General features: G+C 62.4%; 18 protein-coding genes. 1 reads left to right on the top strand and 17 read right to left on the bottom strand.

Annotated features, from left to right (window positions below; all coding sequences use genetic code 11):
• Nucleotides 1-74 precede the first annotated feature (74 nt).
• Nucleotides 75-998 carry a LysR family transcriptional regulator gene (locus tag AC1DIH_RS02095; RefSeq protein WP_477770414.1) on the top strand — a complete coding sequence of 308 codons (924 nt, stop codon included), beginning with the start codon at nt 75-77 and terminating at the stop codon, nt 996-998.
• Nucleotides 999-1,107: 109 nt separating this feature from the next.
• On the opposite strand, the gene AC1DIH_RS02090 is transcribed toward AC1DIH_RS02095, so the two are convergent.
• The 17 genes from AC1DIH_RS02090 to AC1DIH_RS02010 all read right to left on the bottom strand — a co-directional run bounded on the left by AC1DIH_RS02090 (nt 1,108) and on the right by AC1DIH_RS02010 (nt 17,517).
• Nucleotides 1,108-2,334 carry a beta-ketoacyl-ACP synthase gene (locus AC1DIH_RS02090; protein ID WP_477770413.1) on the bottom strand — a complete coding sequence of 409 codons (1,227 nt, stop codon included), beginning with the start codon at nt 2,332-2,334 and terminating at the stop codon, nt 1,108-1,110.
• Complete coding sequence (gene fabG / locus AC1DIH_RS02085) at nt 2,334-3,062, bottom strand: 3-oxoacyl-ACP reductase FabG (RefSeq protein WP_477770412.1); 729 nt, start codon at nt 3,060-3,062, stop codon at nt 2,334-2,336. Before fabG ends, AC1DIH_RS02090 begins: the two co-directional genes overlap by 1 nt.
• Nucleotides 3,059-3,538, bottom strand: a complete 480-nt coding sequence (locus tag AC1DIH_RS02080; RefSeq protein WP_477769352.1) for a hotdog family protein — start codon at nt 3,536-3,538, stop codon at nt 3,059-3,061. Before AC1DIH_RS02080 ends, fabG begins: the two co-directional genes overlap by 4 nt.
• Nucleotides 3,535-4,731: a beta-ketoacyl-[acyl-carrier-protein] synthase family protein gene (locus AC1DIH_RS02075; protein ID WP_477770411.1), complete on the bottom strand. Its 1,197-nt coding sequence runs from the start codon at nt 4,729-4,731 to the stop codon at nt 3,535-3,537. The genes AC1DIH_RS02080 and AC1DIH_RS02075 overlap by 4 nt, the downstream gene beginning before the upstream one ends.
• Nucleotides 4,728-5,213, bottom strand: coding sequence for a DUF3261 domain-containing protein (locus AC1DIH_RS02070; RefSeq protein ID WP_019691410.1), 486 nt, complete (start codon nt 5,211-5,213; stop codon nt 4,728-4,730). Before AC1DIH_RS02070 ends, AC1DIH_RS02075 begins: the two co-directional genes overlap by 4 nt.
• The gene (locus tag AC1DIH_RS02065) at nt 5,213-5,953 is read right to left on the bottom strand and encodes a class I SAM-dependent methyltransferase (RefSeq protein WP_477770410.1); all 741 of its coding nucleotides are present in this window, start codon (nt 5,951-5,953) and stop codon (nt 5,213-5,215) included. Before AC1DIH_RS02065 ends, AC1DIH_RS02070 begins: the two co-directional genes overlap by 1 nt.
• Nucleotides 5,950-7,197 (bottom strand): NAD(P)/FAD-dependent oxidoreductase, encoded by a 1,248-nt coding sequence (locus AC1DIH_RS02060; protein ID WP_477770409.1) that lies wholly within the window; start codon nt 7,195-7,197, stop codon nt 5,950-5,952. The genes AC1DIH_RS02065 and AC1DIH_RS02060 overlap by 4 nt, the downstream gene beginning before the upstream one ends.
• Nucleotides 7,184-8,344 carry a sodium:proton antiporter gene (locus AC1DIH_RS02055; protein WP_477770408.1) on the bottom strand — a complete coding sequence of 387 codons (1,161 nt, stop codon included), beginning with the start codon at nt 8,342-8,344 and terminating at the stop codon, nt 7,184-7,186. Before AC1DIH_RS02055 ends, AC1DIH_RS02060 begins: the two co-directional genes overlap by 14 nt.
• Nucleotides 8,341-10,680: an MMPL family transporter gene (locus AC1DIH_RS02050; protein WP_477770407.1), complete on the bottom strand. Its 2,340-nt coding sequence runs from the start codon at nt 10,678-10,680 to the stop codon at nt 8,341-8,343. Before AC1DIH_RS02050 ends, AC1DIH_RS02055 begins: the two co-directional genes overlap by 4 nt.
• On the bottom strand, nt 10,664-11,248 hold the full coding sequence (locus AC1DIH_RS02045; protein ID WP_477770524.1) for an outer membrane lipoprotein carrier protein LolA: 585 nt from the start codon (nt 11,246-11,248) through the stop codon (nt 10,664-10,666). Before AC1DIH_RS02045 ends, AC1DIH_RS02050 begins: the two co-directional genes overlap by 17 nt.
• A gap of 182 nt (nt 11,249-11,430) precedes the next feature.
• The gene (locus tag AC1DIH_RS02040; RefSeq protein WP_477770406.1) at nt 11,431-11,856 is read right to left on the bottom strand and encodes an acyl-CoA thioesterase; all 426 of its coding nucleotides are present in this window, start codon (nt 11,854-11,856) and stop codon (nt 11,431-11,433) included.
• The gene (locus AC1DIH_RS02035) at nt 11,849-13,393 is read right to left on the bottom strand and encodes an HAL/PAL/TAL family ammonia-lyase (protein ID WP_477770405.1); all 1,545 of its coding nucleotides are present in this window, start codon (nt 13,391-13,393) and stop codon (nt 11,849-11,851) included. The genes AC1DIH_RS02040 and AC1DIH_RS02035 overlap by 8 nt, the downstream gene beginning before the upstream one ends.
• The gene (locus tag AC1DIH_RS02030) at nt 13,374-14,321 is read right to left on the bottom strand and encodes an LpxL/LpxP family acyltransferase (RefSeq protein WP_477770404.1); all 948 of its coding nucleotides are present in this window, start codon (nt 14,319-14,321) and stop codon (nt 13,374-13,376) included. The genes AC1DIH_RS02035 and AC1DIH_RS02030 overlap by 20 nt, the downstream gene beginning before the upstream one ends.
• The gene (locus AC1DIH_RS02025; RefSeq protein ID WP_477770403.1) at nt 14,318-15,052 is read right to left on the bottom strand and encodes a glycosyltransferase family 2 protein; all 735 of its coding nucleotides are present in this window, start codon (nt 15,050-15,052) and stop codon (nt 14,318-14,320) included. Before AC1DIH_RS02025 ends, AC1DIH_RS02030 begins: the two co-directional genes overlap by 4 nt.
• Nucleotides 15,045-16,724: an ApeI family dehydratase gene (locus tag AC1DIH_RS02020; RefSeq protein ID WP_477770402.1), complete on the bottom strand. Its 1,680-nt coding sequence runs from the start codon at nt 16,722-16,724 to the stop codon at nt 15,045-15,047. Before AC1DIH_RS02020 ends, AC1DIH_RS02025 begins: the two co-directional genes overlap by 8 nt.
• On the bottom strand, nt 16,721-17,266 hold the full coding sequence (locus AC1DIH_RS02015; protein WP_477770401.1) for a COG4648 family protein: 546 nt from the start codon (nt 17,264-17,266) through the stop codon (nt 16,721-16,723). The genes AC1DIH_RS02020 and AC1DIH_RS02015 overlap by 4 nt, the downstream gene beginning before the upstream one ends.
• Nucleotides 17,263-17,517 (bottom strand): acyl carrier protein, encoded by a 255-nt coding sequence (locus AC1DIH_RS02010; protein ID WP_054595266.1) that lies wholly within the window; start codon nt 17,515-17,517, stop codon nt 17,263-17,265. Before AC1DIH_RS02010 ends, AC1DIH_RS02015 begins: the two co-directional genes overlap by 4 nt.

The raw sequence follows: 17,517 nt of genomic DNA, 5'->3' as shown, positions 1-17,517 counted from the left end.
GGTTGAAGTATCAAAAACACGCAGCCTCACTACAAGTGACTTAAACTGACCCATGCATTCACTTTGGGTGAGCTATGGAATTGTCCCAACTGCGCATGTTCAAGACGGTTCACGACGTTGGCAGCATCGCGCGCGCCGCCGAGTTGCTGCACTGCGTGCCGTCCAATATCACCGCACGTCTCAAGTCCTTGGAGCGTGAGCTCGGCACAGCGCTGTTTTTCCGCGACGGTCGAGGGTTGCGGATCACTCCTGCCGGGGAGGTATTTCTCGAGTACGCGACGAAAATCCTGGGTTTGGCTGATGAAGCCCGGCGCGCGGTAGCGCCCACACATACGCCTGGCGGTCCCCTGCGCATTGGTGCCATCGAGTCTAGTGCTACGGGGCGGTTGCCCCGGTTATTGGCCAAGTACCATGCGCTGTACCCGCAGGTGTCGCTGGAATTGAGCACCGGCACCTGGGCTCAACTGCTGGACGATACTCAGCATCACCGGCTTGATGGGGTGATCGTGGCGGTGAACATTGAACGCCCCGGTCTCAAGCGTGCAGTGATCTACCGTGAAGATTTAATTCTCATCGCGTCCGCGTCCCATGGGCCTTTACGCAAGGCGGCGGATTTGCAAGGGAAGGAAATTTTCATGTGGCCCCCGGGCTGTCCGTACCGGTTGGCACTGGAGCAGTGGTTGTTGCGCCATGATCAGGTGTTGCCGATCGTCAGCATCGCAAGCTATGGCACCATAGTTGGCTGTGTCAGCGCTGGTGCCGGCGTTTCGCTGGTTCCTCGCGGGATCTATGAGCAATACCGTCACAGTGCGGGTTGGCAAGGATATGAATTCCCGGATTTGACGAGTATCGACAACCTGTTTTACTGGCATGAAAACGCAGGTCGACACCCAGCACGGGAGGCGTTTTTGGCTCTACTGCAGACAGAGTTCGAGGGCCCAACGGCGTTGGAAGGGGACATCGATATGACGCAGCCACCTGCAAAAACTGCGTCTTGAATGACTGAGCCTTCGCCAAATCCCCCTCAACGCAATCCTGACCATGTTCGCCTCGGCGTGACACTTATAGGTCTTGGTATTGGGGGATTCTTGACCTTGAAGTTTTAAGTTACGACCAACGCCGAAAAATCAGCGACGTATTAACCCCGCCAAAAGCAAAGTTGTTGTTCATCACATACTGGCAGCTCATCTGGCGGAACTCGCCGCGCAGGTAGTCCAGTTCGCCGCAGCGTGGATCGATGTCGTCGAGGTTGAAGGTGTGCACGTATTCGTCGCTGTTCATCATTTCGATGCTGAACCAGGACTCCAGTGCACCGCAGGCGCCCAGGGTGTGACCGAGAAAGCTCTTCTGCGAGCTGATTGGCATGTGGCTGCCGAACAGGCTGTTGGTGGCCAGGGTTTCCGCGATGTCGCCTTGCTCGGTGGCAGTGCCGTGACCGTTCACGTAGCCAATGGCCGATGGCTCCAGACCTGCATCTTCCAGCGCCAGCTCCATGGCCCGGCGCATGGTGGTCTGCTCGGGACGGGTGGCGTGCTGGCCGTCGGCGTTGCTGCCAAAACCAACGATTTCGGCGTAAATGTGCGCACCGCGGGCCAGCGCGTGTTCGAGTTCTTCGAGTACCAGCATGCCGCCGCCTTCACCGATCACCAGGCCATCGCGCGCACTGTCGTAAGGCCGGGGGCTGGTTTTCGGGGCGTCGTTTTTCAGGCTGGTGGCGTAGAGCGCGTCGAACACCATGGCTTCGGTCGGGCACAGCTCTTCGGCGCCGCCGGCGAGCATCAGCGGCAGGCGGCCGAACTTGATCGCCTCGTAGGCATAACCGATGCCCTGGCTGCCACTGGTGCAGGCGCTGGAGGTCGGGATCAAGCGCCCGGTGAGGCCAAAGAAAATGCTGATATTGGCCGCCGTGGTGTGCGGCATCATCCGCACGTAAGAGTTGGCGTTCAAACCTTCAGCCACCGAATTGAGCAGCATCTTGCCGAAGGCTTTTATCTCCTCGGTGCTGCCGGTGGATGAGCCGCAGGACACGCCCATGCGTCCGTCCTTGATCGACTCGTCACCGAGCAGGCCGGCATCGGCCAGTGCCTGTTCTGCCGCGCCGACCGCCAGCCGGGAAACCCGGCCCATGCTGCGCAGCTGCTTGCGGGTCCAGTGGCTCGGGACGGTGAAATCATCGATGGGACCGGCCAGGCGCGTGTTCAGTTCGATGAAACGATCCCACTCGTCCATGCGGCGGATGCCACTGCGATTGGCCTTGAAGTTAGCGCGAATGGTCTCCCAGTCACTGCCCAACGAGGTGATGCCGGCCATGCCGGTGACGACGACGCGTTTCATCAGCACAGGCCTCCGTTGACGGCCAGCACCTGCCGGGTGATATAGCCCGCTTCGGCGGACATCAGGAAATTCACCGCACCGGCCACCTCTTCAGGGGTGCCCATGCGTTGTGCGGGAATCATTTTCAGCAGTTCTTCCACGGGGACGTTTTCGTCGAGCATCGCGGTGTCGATCAGGCCTGGCGCGACGCAGTTGACGGTGATCTTGCGCTTGCCCAGTTCGATTGCCAGGGCCTTGGCGGCGCCGATCAACCCGGCCTTGGAGGCGCTGTAGTTGACCTGCCCACGGTTGCCGATCAACCCGGAAACCGAGGTGATGCACACGATCCGCCCGGCGGCGCGACGGCGAATCATCGGCATCATCACCGGGTGCAACACGTTATAAAAACCGTCGAGGTTGGTGCGCATCACCACGTCCCAGTCGTCCTCGCTCAGGGCCGGGAAGGCACCGTCGCGGGTCAGGCCGGCGTTGAGCACCACGCCGTAATAGGCGCCGTGGGCTTCCACGTCGGCTTCCAGATGGGCCTTGCAGCTGGCACGATCCGATACGTCGAATTGCAGGATGCGCGCGCGGCGGCCCAATGCTTCGATTTCGGCCTGAACGGCTTCGGCGTCGCTGCGACCGCTACGGCAATGCAGCACCAGATCAAAGCCGGCCTGGGCCAGGCGTAGTGCGATGGCGCGGCCGATGCCACGGCTGGAACCGGTGACCAGTACGGATTCAGTCAAGACTGGACTCCAGTAGTGCTAGAAGAAGAGTGGGATTCATGTAGGTAGTGAGCCGACTGAGGTGGGCAGAACACATTCAGACGGGCCGTGGCATGAATGCCGGGTGCCGTCAGGTGGCATTCGAAAACGCCCATGCCGTTGTCGTCTTCGAGCGAGCGCAGGGCGTGGATCGTCAGTTCGCTGCCGACCGGGAAGTGTTCCACATTACATTCAAATTTACGCGTGCCGAGCAGGAATCCAAGCTCAACCGGATTGCCTCGCTCACGTGCGCGACAGCCGGCGTACGCTGCCACGCTTTGTGCCATCAGCTCGATACCGACCCAGGCCGGCAAACTGCCGTCGGGCTGGTTGAACAGGCCACCGGGCTTGACGGTGAGGCGGGTGTGAATCTGTTCTTCGTCGAACGACAGCACGTGATCGATAAGGATCATGTCACCCGCGTGGGGCAGCAGTTCGGCGAGAGGCCAATCAATCATTGGGCGTCTCCGATAATCAGGCTGACGTTGTTGCCACCAAAGGCAAAGGAGTTACTCATCAGGCAACGTGCAGTGCTTGGTTCCAGGCGATCAGCAGCGGTCACAAAACTCAGCGCTGGCAACTGCGGGTCGGGCTGGCCGTCCCAGACCTGCGGTGGCAATGCGTGTCGGGTGTTTTCGCGGCTCAGGCTCAACCAGCAGAACGCCGCTTCCAGCGCCCCGGCCGCGCCGAGGGTGTGGCCGGTCATGGGTTTGGTTGATGAGCAGGGCACGCCCGCCGGGAACAGGCTGTTGACCGCCAGGCTTTCCATGGCGTCGTTGTGTTGGGTGGCGGTGCCGTGCAGGTTCAGGTAGTTGATCCGCTCAGGCGCTAAACCGGCGCTGCGCAGGGCCTTGTTCATCGCTTGCAGGGCACCGCGCCCGCTCGGTTCAGGGGCGGAAATATGGTGCGCGTCGGAGCTGGCGCCGCTGCCGAGCAGGGCAATCGGTTGGCTGCTGCCGAGGTGTTTGCTCATCAGGAAAAGTACCGCCGCCTCGCCTATGTTGATGCCGTTGCGATTGACCGAGAACGGATTGCAGCGCTGCTCGGACACCGCATCCAGCGCCGAGAAACCGTTTAGGGTCAGTTTGCACAGACTGTCGACGCCGCCGCAGAGCACGGCATCACACACACCGAGGTCGAGCAAGCGCTGGGCACTCAACAAGGCGCGGGCGCTGGAGGTGCAGGCCGTGGAGATCACGTAGGCCGGACCGCTCAGTTGCAGCCAGTCGGCGAGGAAGTTCGCCGGGGCGCCGAGTTCCTGTTGCTGGTAGTCGTAGCCAGGCGGGAACTGACCGTCGCGGATGTACTGGGCAATCCCGCGACTGGCTTCGTCGATGCCCGAGGTGCTGGTACCCAGGACGATGCCGATGCGTCCACGGCCATAGGTTTGAATGGCCTGTTCGATGTCTTCGCGGATTTGCAGCGCGGCGTCCAGCAGCAACTGATTGTTGCGGGTGTTGTGCTGGTTCAACGCCGCCGGGATCGCGGGCAACTCACCGTGTACCGCCGCCACCGGCAGCGAACGCTCAGGCACCCAGCCGGCCTCGACACGGATCCCCGAGCAGTCGCCGGCAAACAGCTTGCGGGCCACTTCGTGTTTGTTGCGGCCCAGGCTGCAGATCAGCCCGAGGGCGTTCAGGTAGGCCGTCATGGTGCGGTCTCGGCGGTCAGCGGGGTAACGTGATAGTTCAGCTGTTCGGGCAGCGTCAGCACGAAGTCCGACGGGGTTCGATACAGCACCTGCCAATGCGGTGTCAGCGAGCGTAAAGCGGCATGACGCCGGGCAGCAGGGTAATTATTGAGCAACTCGGCCTCCGGTGTCAGGGCGAACAACAACGCCGCAAACAACTGGCGCGCTTCCGGGTTGGGCGGCAGCAAGCCGTCAGCCTGCCACTGGTTGTCGACCAGGCGCTGGCGAGCCACCGGAATGCCCAGTGGGTCCATCAGCGACCAGCGAATGCCGGCACCTTCGCGCTGGATCACCAGCAACCAGTCCTGGCGCTGATCGGCCCGTTGCCGCTCGACATGCAATTGCAGCGGCAAGGCCAGTGTCGGGTTGCGCTCGGGCAGCGGCGGCTGGCTGGCGCAAGCGCTCAGCAGCAAGGCACAGCACACGAGCAGGAGGCGAATCATTAGGGCTTACCTTCGAGCGGTTTACGGGCAACCACGTTGACCAGGGTTTCTTCCCGTTGGCCAACCGGTTTTGGGCGGCGCAGTCCAAAGCGTTCGAGCAGACCGAAGTCCTTCGCGCGACTCCACCACAGATAAGGGTAGGACACGTTTTGCGGGCCGAATTCAAAACCCTGCTGGCGAATCATCTGCAAATACCCGTCGGCGCTCTTTTGCACGTGCATCGGGTGGCGGAACAACCAGCGAATCACCCAGGTGTCGATGTAGGCTTCGGTGGACTCGGCAAACATCAGATAGCCGCCCGGCTTGAGCACCCGATAGAACTCGGCGAGGGCTTGCTCCTGTTCCACCAGGTGGTGGAAGGTCTGGTGGCAGAACAGCAAATCGACGCTGGCGTCCGGCAGCTTGAGGGTCGCGCAATCGCTGCCGATCAGTTCGACGTCGATGTTCTGGCGCTGCGCCTCTTCGCCGCTGAGCATCAGGCTGTGCGGGTCGGCGTCGAGGCCGATCAGCCGTTGCGGGGCAAACACCTGATGCAGGTACTGGAACGACTTGCCCTGACCGCAACCGGCATCCAGCAGCACCGGATGGCTGGGCAGTGCTTCGCTGAACAAGCTGCGCAGGTCGTTGATTGCTACCCGCAGCACGTGGTGCTGCCAGGTGAAGCTGCGCAGGAACCAGAACCCGAAGCGGGTTTCTTCGACGTAACTGTCGCTGAGATAGTGTTGTTCGGTGTCACTCACGTTGCATCACTCGCACAAATCTCCGAGAGCATGCGCAACCGGCGCTTGGGTTCGCTGACGAACGGGTTGCGTTCGTCCCAGGCGTAACCGGCGAGGATCGCGCTGATCATGCGGCGGATCTCCGGAGCGCTGCCAGGATGGTAGATCACATCCTGGAAGGTCCCGGCATACCAGCCTTCGACGTAGCAGCGGAAGGTGTCGACACCGCGTTTCAGTGGCACCGCAAACTCGCGTTGCCAGTCCACGGTTTCGCCTTGCAGTTGGCGATGCAGAACGCCGGCGGCCATGCTCGCCGAACGCATGGCGATGGTCACGCCGGAGGAAAACACCGGATCAAGGAATTCTGCGGCGTTGCCGAGCAAGGCGAAGCCCGGGCCGTGCAAGGTTTTGACGTTGGCCGAGTAGCCGCCGATGGTCCGCGCGGGCGTGTCCCAATGGGCGTTTTTCAGCACCTTGGCCAAGCTCGGGGTTTCGGCGATGAAGCCACGCAGGCATTCGTCGAGATCGTCACCGCGGCCTTCGAAGTGTTCGGCTGCAGCAACCACGCCCACCGAGCAGCGACCCTGGCTGAACGGGATGGTCCAGAACCAGATGTCGCGCTGGGTCGGGTGGGTGGTGATGAGGATCTTTTCACGGTCGAAGTGCGGGCCGTCGATGTGGTCTTCGACGTGGGTGAACACGGCCTGGCGCAGCGGGAAGTTCGACGGTGCTTCAAGGTCGAGCAGGCGCGGCAAGACGCGGCCGTAGCCGCTGGCATCGAGCACGAAGTCGGCTTCCAGGCGGTATTCGCTGCCGTCTTCACGGCGAGCGCTGAGCTGGGGTTTCGCCCGCTCGAAGTCGGCACTGATGATCGTCTCGCCGTAACGTATTTCCACCCCTTGCAGCGCTGCCTGATCGGCCAGCAGTTTGTCGAAATCAGCGCGCTGGACCTGAAAGGTGGTCGGCTTGCCGTTGCTGAAAGTGTCGCCGAAATCGAACGTGCTGTAGCGCTCGCCCCAGGCGAATGCCGCACCGTTTTTCAGCTGGAAGCCGGCGGCTTGTACCGCTTCGAGCATGCCGGCTTCTTCGACGAAATCCAGGCAGTGCGAGAGCAGGCTTTCGCCGATCGAAAACCGCGGAAAGTGCTGACGTTCAATGATCAGCACGTCATGGCCGTTACGCTTGAGCAGCGCGGCGGCGATGGCGCCCGATGGGCCGGCACCGATAACGATGACCTGGCGACGTTCCGTATCAACTGTTGGCACTGGAGCTCCTGGCCGGGGCGGCGAGCGGTGAGGGGATTCGGTGCACGCCGGCGAGTGCCGGCAGCAGTGTTGCGATCAAACCCATCAGCATCAGCGCGAAATACAGCGCGGGACTGATCAGCTGTTGTTGCAGCAGCAGATTGAGAAAGACGATCTCGCTCAAGCCGCGAATGTTCAACAGCAGACTTTCGCGCCAGCGGTTGGCGCCGACAAACGATGTTCCGGCCCAACCGAGGCCGACCCAGTTACCCAGCAGTTTGCTGGCGATAGGAAATACCAGCAGCGCACCGAGCTGCATCCAGCTGAGGCTGTCCATGGCGCTGTGCACGTTGATCTGCACAATGCCGAAGGTCAGGATCAGCGGGATTGCGATGCCGTTCTGCAAGCGACTCATCCAGGCTGCCGATAACGGTAGCACCAGCGGTAGTTTGAGGGCAGCCATGCACAACAGATAACCGATGCCGAAAATCAGCGCATTGAGTTTGAAGTGTTCCGCCACCACCAGCAGCGCGAAGAAGCCCAGGCTGTGCAGCAGCGGCTGGCGCAACCCGAGCACACGCAGCAGCAACGGCAGGCAGGCGCCGGCCAGCGGCAGCAACAGGCTGCTCAGGTGCAGGCTGCCTTGGGCGAAGGCGAACAGGCTCCAGCAGGTCAGGTCAATGAGGATGGCGGTCTGTACCAGCCGGCGGGTCGCGGCCGGTGGATAGTTGATGTGCCGCAGGTACAGATACAGCACCGGAATCGCCGTGATCGCGAACAACAGGCCGACTGCCAGCGAACTCAACCACGGCTGATCCGGCAGCAACCAAATCGCTGTCGCCAGACCACAGGCGAACGGAATGCCGAAACTCGGCAAGGCGATTTTCAGGCTCTGACGGTCCAGCTTCAGGTCGATCACGTCGCTGAGGATATGCCCCAGCAACAGCGCGAAACTCAGGCTGTAGAGGTTTTTCAGCCAGCCTGGAGAGACCAGTTCGGCACCGCTCAACTGCCAGTACGGTTCAACCCAGAAATACATCAACAGCGGCAGGCCGAAGGTCGCCAGCAGCAACTGGCTGACAATCGGGATCAAGCCAAAATGACGCCCGACACGCGTCGCCACGGCGAACAGCGCCAAGGCCAGCAGCCAGAACAGCACGGTCATCATGCTGCCGGCTCCGCAACCGGCGCGGCGTGCGCCGAAGGTCTGGCCCACGGCGCGAGGATGAAGCTGAAGGCCAGCCCGAGGCTCACCGAAAGGCCGAAGTTGCTCACCGCCGGGGTGCTGGAAATCGCCAGCAGACCAAACGACAGCCAGGTGGTCGCCGCCGCCAGCAGCGTACCCAACAGGCTCACGGCGGCACCGCCGATCTGCTCGCGCATGAGGATCGCGTAATCGACACTGATCGCTGTCACCAGCAACAGCCCGAACACGCTGAACAGTGTCAGCGGCTGCCCCAGCCAACCGAGGCTGGCCAGGCTGCACAGGGCCGCCAGTAATGGCAGCGCGACGAGCCGCAGGGCGCCGCCAAGACCGAAGGGCAGAATCAGCAGCAACACGATCAATGCGCAGGACATCAGTTTCAGTTCAGCCGCGCTGATCTGGGTGGCGGCGAAGACCTTGTTCAGGTCGTCCAGACGATCCACCAACTGCACACCCGGCAAGTCCAGCGCTTGCACCCGCAGCAGCGCGGTATCGTTCAAGCCTTGCAGGCTGACCATCGCCGCCACGCCGTCATCCGAGGCGCCGATCCATAGCGGGCGCCATGGCTCGGCCAAGGGCCCGACCAGCGCTGCGTCGATGTCTTCGACCGGCAAGGCCTGCAACTGCGTCAGTTCGGCTTGCAGTGCGGTGGCCGGGATGCCGAGGTCGAGCAACGGTTGCCAGAATGCCGGGAGTTTATTCAGCGCTTCGCGAACCTGTTGCTGCTCGGAAGGCAGGCTGACCAGTTGGCTCAGCGCCAGGTAGCCTTTGAGCTTGTCCAGATTCACCAACTGATCCAGGCGGTCGCTGAGGGCTTTCTGGCGCTCGAGCAGTTGCTGCTGGTTGGCCGCGCGCACCAGGAAGAACTGGCTGGTGGGTTGATAGCCGGTGATCCGCGCAATGGTCTGCGCTTCGTTCATCAATTGCGGCGGCGCACTGACCCACTGACGGATGTCGTTTTTCGTGGTCAGGTGCCACAGGCCGCCCGCACAGAAGGCCAGGACCAACACCAGCAGGACCGAACTGCGCACGCGTTTGAGCAGCGCTGCACGCACGTTCACCAAGAACTCGGCCACCCGCAGCGGCCATTGCGCGGGCCGCAAGTCCGTACCCTTGAGCAGCGCCGGCAACAGGCACACCGCCGACAGGTAGGCGCCGAGCAGACCGGCGGCAGAGAACACGGCAATCTGGGTCAGCGCCGGGAACGGTGTCCAGGCCAGTGCCAGATAACCGATGCAACTGGTGGCCAGGCTCAGGGTCAGCCCCGGCAAAGTCACGCGCAGTGCAGGCCAGCTGTGCCAGGGTTTCAGGCTCCAGCTCTTGGACAGGTAATGCAGCGGGTAGTCGACCGCGACGCCGATCAGGCTCGATCCGAGCACCAGGGTCATCACGTGCATATGGCCAAACAGCGCGACGCAGGCTACCGCACCAAACAGCATGCCGACCAATACAGGGATGAAGGCCAGCAACACGCGGAATCTGCGGAACGCCAGCAACAGCAGCAACAGGATGCCGACGGTTGCACCACCGCCGACCCAGGTAATTTCGCGGGTCGCTTGCTGTTGCCCATTGGCGGCGTACAGCAGGCCACTGGCGGCGAGTAATTGCACGTCGGCCTGCGTGGCTTCTTCGCGGCTATGCTTGAGCAGCTCGGCGACCTTTAGTGGCAGGCGCATGTCGAATGCGTTGCCGCTGGTACGGGCTCGCAGCATGACCCAGCTTTTGCCGTCGGCGTCAGCGACCAATGTGCCGCTGCCAATGTCCAGTTGTACCGAACCGTGTTGCGGCTGGCTGTTCTGAATGCGTCCGGTCAGGCCCAGCCAGTCATCCTGGCTCGGCACCAGGCTGAAACCGGTAAAGGGGTCGAACAGCGCTTGCACGCGCTGCTGGATGAAGGCTTGTGGTTGTTCGATCAACTGTTGCCGATCGGGGGCCGAGAGCATCGCCAACCGACCTTGCAACAGCTGCGTGCGCAACGCGGGCAAGTCGGCTTGCAGGTTCCATTGGACCTTTTCGAACAATCCGCTGGCCAACCACTGTTCGCCGAGTTTTTGCGTCATGGCGATGGCTTGCTGGCGATCGGTGTGGCCGACCAGCACCAGCATTTCGCGGTTCAGCGGTTCCTGCATGCGCTGTTCGGCCTTGAGCTCCAGCGCATCCGGCGCGGTACCCGGTACCAGATCCATCAGGTTGGCCGACAGCGGTGCGCCGTCGTGCCATTGCCAACCGGCGAGTGCGAGCACCGCCAGCAGCAGGGTCAGAAATAGCCGTGGAAGCATCCGTTCACTCGGCAAAGTCATGTTGCTCCGCATCGCTCAATGGGGTGGCGCTGGTGGTGTCCTGCATGCACAAAACGGTGCTGTCGCCCTGGGTTTCCAGCAACTCGATACGCTGCACCAGTTCACCGCCGTCGATGTTGATCTGATTGAACACTTGCTTGAGCAGCATCGAACGCGGGGTCAGCGTGAGCTTCCAGTGCTGTGCTTCGCCGCTCAGCGACAACTCGAAATCCCGTTGCAACCCGCTGCTGTCGCCTTGCAGCACTGCGAGGAAGATGCGGTTCTGCTCGGCGCCGGCACTTTTGCCCGGCAGCATTTGCCAACCGCTGCTGTCACGCCGTGCGATGCCCTTGGTGCTGATCCGGTAATCCTGTTGCAGCGGCGTCTTGAGCAACCACAGCAAACCGTGATCCTTGGCCAGTACGAACGAGCCTTTACTGGTCAGTGGTTGCGGCAGGGCGCGCAGGTGTTTTTCCTGAATGAAACTGCCGTGGATCACGCTGGGTTTGGCCAGTTGATCGCTCAGCTGTTGCAGGTCGAAGGCGTTAGCCAGCGATGAAAAGCCGAGCAGCGCTATCAGTATCACCACAACCTTGTAGCCGCTACGTGTGGCGAGGGAGCTTGCTCCCGCTGGAGTGCGCAGCGCTCCCCAACCCAGACGACGGCATTCCGTCGGGGGGATCGAGTCGTCAGATTTACGGGTGCTGCGCGCCCGAGCGGGAGCAAGCTCCCTCGCCACAGGGCAGTCATCAAGTCGATTGGTGCTAAAGGTCATGGCAACATCCTCTCGACCGCATCGGTAAACACCTTCGGCGACGCCAGTTGCATCTCGCGGCTGGCGACATGCACGGCGACCTGCACCGAGCTGGCGCGGGTCAGGCGTTCGCCGGTGGCGAGGTCGCTGATCAGGTAGCTGATCTTCAGGCGGTTTTCCCATTCCACCAGGCTGGCGCGCACGTTGAGCGTCTGGCCGAACACCGCACCGCGCACATAACGCAGTTGCAGGTCGATCACCGGCCACGCGTAGCCGGATTCCAGCATGGCGGTGTAGTTGTGGCCGAGCATGTCGAGCAGGGCGCAGCGGGCGACTTCCAGGTACTTCACGTAATGGCCGTGCCAGACCACGTTCATCGAATCGACGTCGAAGAACGGCACGAGGATTTGCGTATCGGCGTGAAGCACTCCCTTGCTACGCATGCAGCCTCCAGTGTTGTTCGGCGATGCGTTGCAGACACAGGCGCAATTCACCTTCCAGGGCGCGGTCTTCAATGACCGGCGGGAAATCCTTGGCGAGCTCTGCGTGCATCGCCGCCAGCGCCGGCGGCAATGGCCGGGCGTCTTCTGCCTGGCTGCGCAACCAGACACCTTGATTGGCCGCCAACAGGGTCGCGGCGGCAACCTGTTCGGTCAGCTCCAGCACGCGGATCGCATCGCGGGCAGCGATGGTGCCCATGCTGACTTTGTCCTGGTTATGGCATTCGGTGGAGCGTGAGAACACGCTGGCCGGCATGGTGTTTTTCAGCGCTTCGGCGGTCCAGGCGCTGGTGCCGATCTGCACCGCTTTAAAGCCGTGGTTGAGCATCGCGCGCTCGGCGCTGGCGCCCGACAGGTTGCTCGGCAAGCCATGGTTGTAGCGTTCATCCACCAGCAATGCGAGTTGACGGTCGAGCAGGTCGGCAACGTTGGCGACGAGGTTTTTCAGGCTGTCCATGGCGAAAGCGATGTGCCCGCCGTAGAAGTGCCCGCCGTGCAGCACGCGTTCGGCTTCGGCGTCGATGATCGGGTTGTCGTTGGCGCTGTTGAGTTCAATCTCGATGAACGAACGCAGCCAGTTCAGGCTGTCGGCCAACACACCGAGCACATGCGGCGCGCAACGCAGCGAATAGCGGTCTTGCAGGCGATGCAGCGGCGCAGTCGGGGCGTCGATCGCCAGATCCTTGCGCAACCACGCAGCCACCTGCATCTGGCCCGGGTGCGGCTTGGTGGCGAACAGGCGCTCGTCGAAGTGCTCCGGGTTACCTTGCAGGGCGACCACGTTCAGCGCGGTGATGCGCGTGGCCAGTTGCAGCAGGTAGTCGGCACGGGCGAAGGCCAGGCAGGCAAGGCCGGTCATTACCGCTGTGCCGTTCATCAGCGCCAGCGCTTCCTTGGGCCGCAGTACCAGCGGTTCCCAGCCGAGTTCGCGGTGGACGTCGGCTGCCTGCCGGCGTTCGCCCTTGAACAGCACTTCGCGCTCGCCGGACAAGGTCGCGGCGACGTACGACAGCGGTGTCAGATCACCGCTGGCGCCCACCGAGCCCTCTTCCGGGATCAGCGGCAGAATGTCGTGTTCGAGGAAGGCGTGCAGGCGCTCCAGCAGCTCGATGCGAACCCCGGACACGCCGTGGCACAGCGACTGCAAACGCGCCGCAAGCACCGCGCGGGTCGCTTGGGCGTCGAGCAGTTTGCCCAGGCCGCAACCGTGGAAGGTGTACAGATGACGCGGCAGCGCTTCGACATGATGCAGCGGCACCGCGACCACGCAGGAATCGCCGTAACCGGTGGTCACGCCGTAGATCACGCCTTCCTTGTCCAGCAACGAATCGAGAAACCGCGCGCCCTTGGCGATGCGTTCACGGTATTCGCTGTCGTTTTGCAGTTGCACGGGCGCCTGACAGTTGGCCAGGGCCAACACGTCTTCGATGCGCAAAGGGGGTTCGCCGAAGGTTACCGGCTCAAGCAGATGCGTCGTCATCGGTCTTCCAGAATGGGTAAAAGTTGAACCATTGTTGGGGCGCCTCAAGGCAGCACTGGCCGAGGCGTTCGGCATAGCGCGTGGCCCAGTGGTGAATCACTTGCTCGCGGTCGCTGCGCTTCCATACCACCGCGTCGGCGAAGGGCTCGATGATCAGCCGATAGTCGCCCGCTGGTTTTTTCAGGCACATCAGAAAATTGACCGGGCACTTCAACAGGCCGGCCAGCAGCCACGGACCCTGGGGGAACGCGGCCGGATGACCGAGGAAGTCCACCGTCACACTGCGCCCGCCGTGCAGCGGTACGCGGTCGCCGGCAATCGCCAGCCACTCGCCGCGTTCCAGGCGCTGGCTCAGTTGCAGCATGATCACCGGGTCCAGTTCGCTGACCTGGATCAGCCGCAGATTGGTCGCGCCCGCTTCGCCCAGCAGGCGATTGAAACGCTCGGCGTGCTTGGTGTGCACCAGCACGTTCATGGTGACCCTTTCGCCGAGTTCGGCGAGGGCCCGGCAGACTTCGAGGTTGCCCAGGTGAGCGCCCACCAGCATCTGCCCGCGTGTGCCGCGCAATTGATTGCGCAACAGCGCCGGGTCGATGATTTCGATCTGTTCAATGCTCAACTTGCCGTTCCACACGTCGAGCTTGTCGAGCATGGAATCGGCGAAGGCCATGAACTGGCCAAACACCCGCCAATGAGTCGGGCGCAACTCGCTGCGGCCGCTCCAGTCGGCGAGGCGCTGCTGGTATTGCCAGGCACTGTGGCGGGCGCTGCGACCGAACAGGAAAAAATACAGGACGATGCCGTACAGCAGCGGGCTCAACAACCGACGCCCGAGCACTTTTGCGCAGAATGCGGTGAATTTCATCAGCCAGAAACTGCCGCGTTCCTTGTGGTCGGCCCAGTGCTCGTTGTCTGCATTGATGCTCATGTTCGCCACCGTCGCCAAAGAATGACCGGCGCCCGTAACAGCATGCCGAAGAACAGGCGGGTGTGCATGCTCGTAATCAGCACATTGTCGCGAAACAGCCGAAAATGCGAGACGCCATCCTGGGGGTAGTGAACCTTGGTGTGCAGCCAGCGCATCGGCAGATTGCGCCAGGCCAGGCGCACAATGATGTCAGTGTCGAAGTCCATGCGATTGCCGATCTTCACCGAGTTGATGAGCGCCAGCGTCGGCCGCAACGGGTAGAGGCGAAAACCGCACATGGAGTCGCGAATCTGCAACGAAAGGGTGTTGATCCAGACCATGACGTGCGTCAGGTAGCGGGCGTACAAACGGCCCTTCGGCACACTGGCGTCGTACAGCGGGTAGCCGCAGATCAGCGCATCGGGTTGGGCGCGTGACTGCTCGATGAAGGTCCGGACGTCACTGAGGTCGTGCTGGCCATCGGCATCCACTTGCAAGGCGTGGCTGAAGCCCAGGCGCGACGCTTCGCGAAACCCGCTCATGACCGCACCGCCCTTGCCCTGATTGACGGCGAGTTTGATCAGGAAAACCTGGTCACGCCGGGCCAGTTGCTCAAGCACCGCCGCACAGGCCGGGCTGCTGGCGTCATCCACCAGAATGCACGGCAGGTGGTTGGCGAGCAGCGCGTCGACCACGTTGGTGACGGCGGCTTCGTGGTTGTAGACCGGGATCACGGCGCAGGGGTTATGCATGCGCAGCCTCCAGCAAAATTCGTCCACTGGAGCAGGTAGCCGTCTCATTGCGATAGGCGAAATACAATTTGCTGCGCAATGGGTCGAAGCGCAGGTGCAGCTGGATTTCGTCGCCGGGGCGCACCAGTTGCTGGAACTTCAGCACTTCCATGCCGGCAAACTTTATCGGCAGCTCCATCAGTTGCCGACCCAGGTTCAGCGCCCATTCGACCTGCACCACGCCCGGTAATACGGGGGTTTGCGGGAAGTGGCCGCTGAAGTAGGCGAGGTCCGGCGGCACTGCCAGTTGCAGGCTCCACTCGCCGTCGGCTTCGGCCTGTTCCAATACGTGCGGCGCCTTTGGACGGGGCGCCAGCAGCAAGGCTTCAACGTCGGCTTGCGGCAGTTTGCCCTGGGCGTTCAGCGGCAGTTGACGCAGCAACCGCCAGCGGCGCGGCAGGGCCAGGGTTTCGCAATGTTGGCTCAAGTGCTGACGCAGTTCCTGGGTCAGCGTACGCCGGCCTTGATTACGCAGTGCATGCAGGCCTTGTTCGCTCAGCACCAGCAAGGCACCCAGCGAGGCGCGGTTTTCCTGAACCACGCCGAGGCGCGCTTCAGCGACCCAGTCGTGGGCCACCAGCGCCTGTTCCAGCATGGGCAACGAGATACGTTTTTCTTCCAGCTTGACGATCCGGTCCAGCCGTCCGAGCAGTTCGAAACGACCGTCGGCGTCGATGCGCGCGGCATCGGCGGTGTGTTCAACGTGGTCGACCGGCAAGTACGGCGAGGCGATGAGCAGGGCCCCGTCACGGTCCTGGCTGAGCACAACATCGGCAAACGGCTGCCAGAGATCGTCGCCTTGACGCCAGGCAATGCCACCGGTTTCCGAGCTGCCGAGAATCTCCGTCGGCCATTGTTGCAGGCGTGCGTGCAAGCGTTGTGCAGCCTCGGCCGGCAACGCGCCACCGGAAGAAAACACTCGGCGGACTGCGCTCAAGACCGGCCAGTCGAGGTTGTCGCCCATGCGCTTGAGCAGCGCCGGGCTGGCAACCCAAGCGAAGGCCGGGTGTTCGCGGCTGGTGCGCTGCAGGTCTTCCGGGAACGCCAACTGCCGGCGCACGAACGGACGCCCGGCGCACAGCGGCCACAGCACCCGAAACAGCAATCCATAGATGTGCTGCGTGCCGACGCTGCCGATGATGCAGGCGTCGCCCAGGTCCGCGCCCCACAAGTGCTCCAGCGCCTGAACTTCATTGGCCAGTTGCCGCAGGGTTTTCTCGATGCGCTTGGGTTCGCCGCTGGAGCCGGACGTGCACAGGCTCAGGTGACAGTGATCGAGATCCAGTTCGGCGGCAGTCAGCGGCGCCTGTTGGAAGTCAGTCAGCTGTGCGTCGTCTGCCACATCGGTCAGCCACAGGTCGACCGCCGTCGACCAGCGCAGACGGGTCTGGGGTTGCAGATCGGCAGGCAGCAGCACGCTGACCCCGGCACGCCAGGCGCCGAGCAGGGCGATGGCCAGTTGTGCGGCGTCTTCCAGGTGCACGGCGATGCGCGTTACACCTTGCGCTTGCAGGCCGGCGGCAAGGCGCAGGGCCTGCTCGCACAGGTCGGCGTGATTGAGCGCGGGATCCGCCGTGACGGCGCGCGCAGGTAGTGCCTTGAGCAACAGTTGCTCAAGTTTTATCCAATTCATGGGTGGCCTCGTACCCGTTGTCGTATGAGCCATTCAATGGCAAACAGCAAACCCATTAACCCGTAGGAGATCAGGCCGGTGTACAACATCCACCAACTCAGCGGCGCCCAAAGGGTCAGGGCAGCAGCGAGCAAACCGTTACAGAGGAAAAACACACTCCAGGCGATCGTCACCTGGCGGGTATAAACAATGGCCTTGTCCGGCAGATGCGGTTCGCGCAAACGCGCCAGCCGCTCGATCATCGGTTGCCCGAACTTCAGGCTCAGGCCAAACAGCGCCAGCATGAAACCGCTCATCAGCACCGGGTACCAGCGCAACAACACAGGGCTGTCGAACAGCGCCAGCAGCAGGCAAAACACAATGGCAACCACCGCCATCCAGACGCTGCCAGGGCGCCGTTCGCCCAGCAGCGCACGGGCCAGCCACAATCCACCCAGCAACAGACCGAACTGCCACGGGGCAAAGTGTTCCATGCCGAAATACACCGCAAAGGGGTACAGCAGGCCCGCGAGCAGCAGGCCGAGGCCGATCAGTCGGCTCATGCGGCCGGTTGAACCAGACGGTAGACCGCCTCGACCACGTCGCCGACGGTACGCACCGACTTGAACTCTTCGGCGGCGATTTTCTTGCCGGTCTGGCGTTTGATGTGATCGATCAGGTCGACGGCATCAATGCTGTCGATTTCCAGGTCCTGATACAGGTTGGCGTCCAGGGTCACGCGTTCGGGTTCCAGCTCAAAGAGTTCGACCAGGGCATCACGCAGGGTGTTGAAGATGTCGTCACGAGTTTGCAT

The organism is Pseudomonas sp. 05N36, from assembly GCF_056397385.1.
The sequence above is the reverse complement of the archived record's forward strand: the minus strand, read 5'-3'. Positions and strand labels throughout refer to the sequence as shown.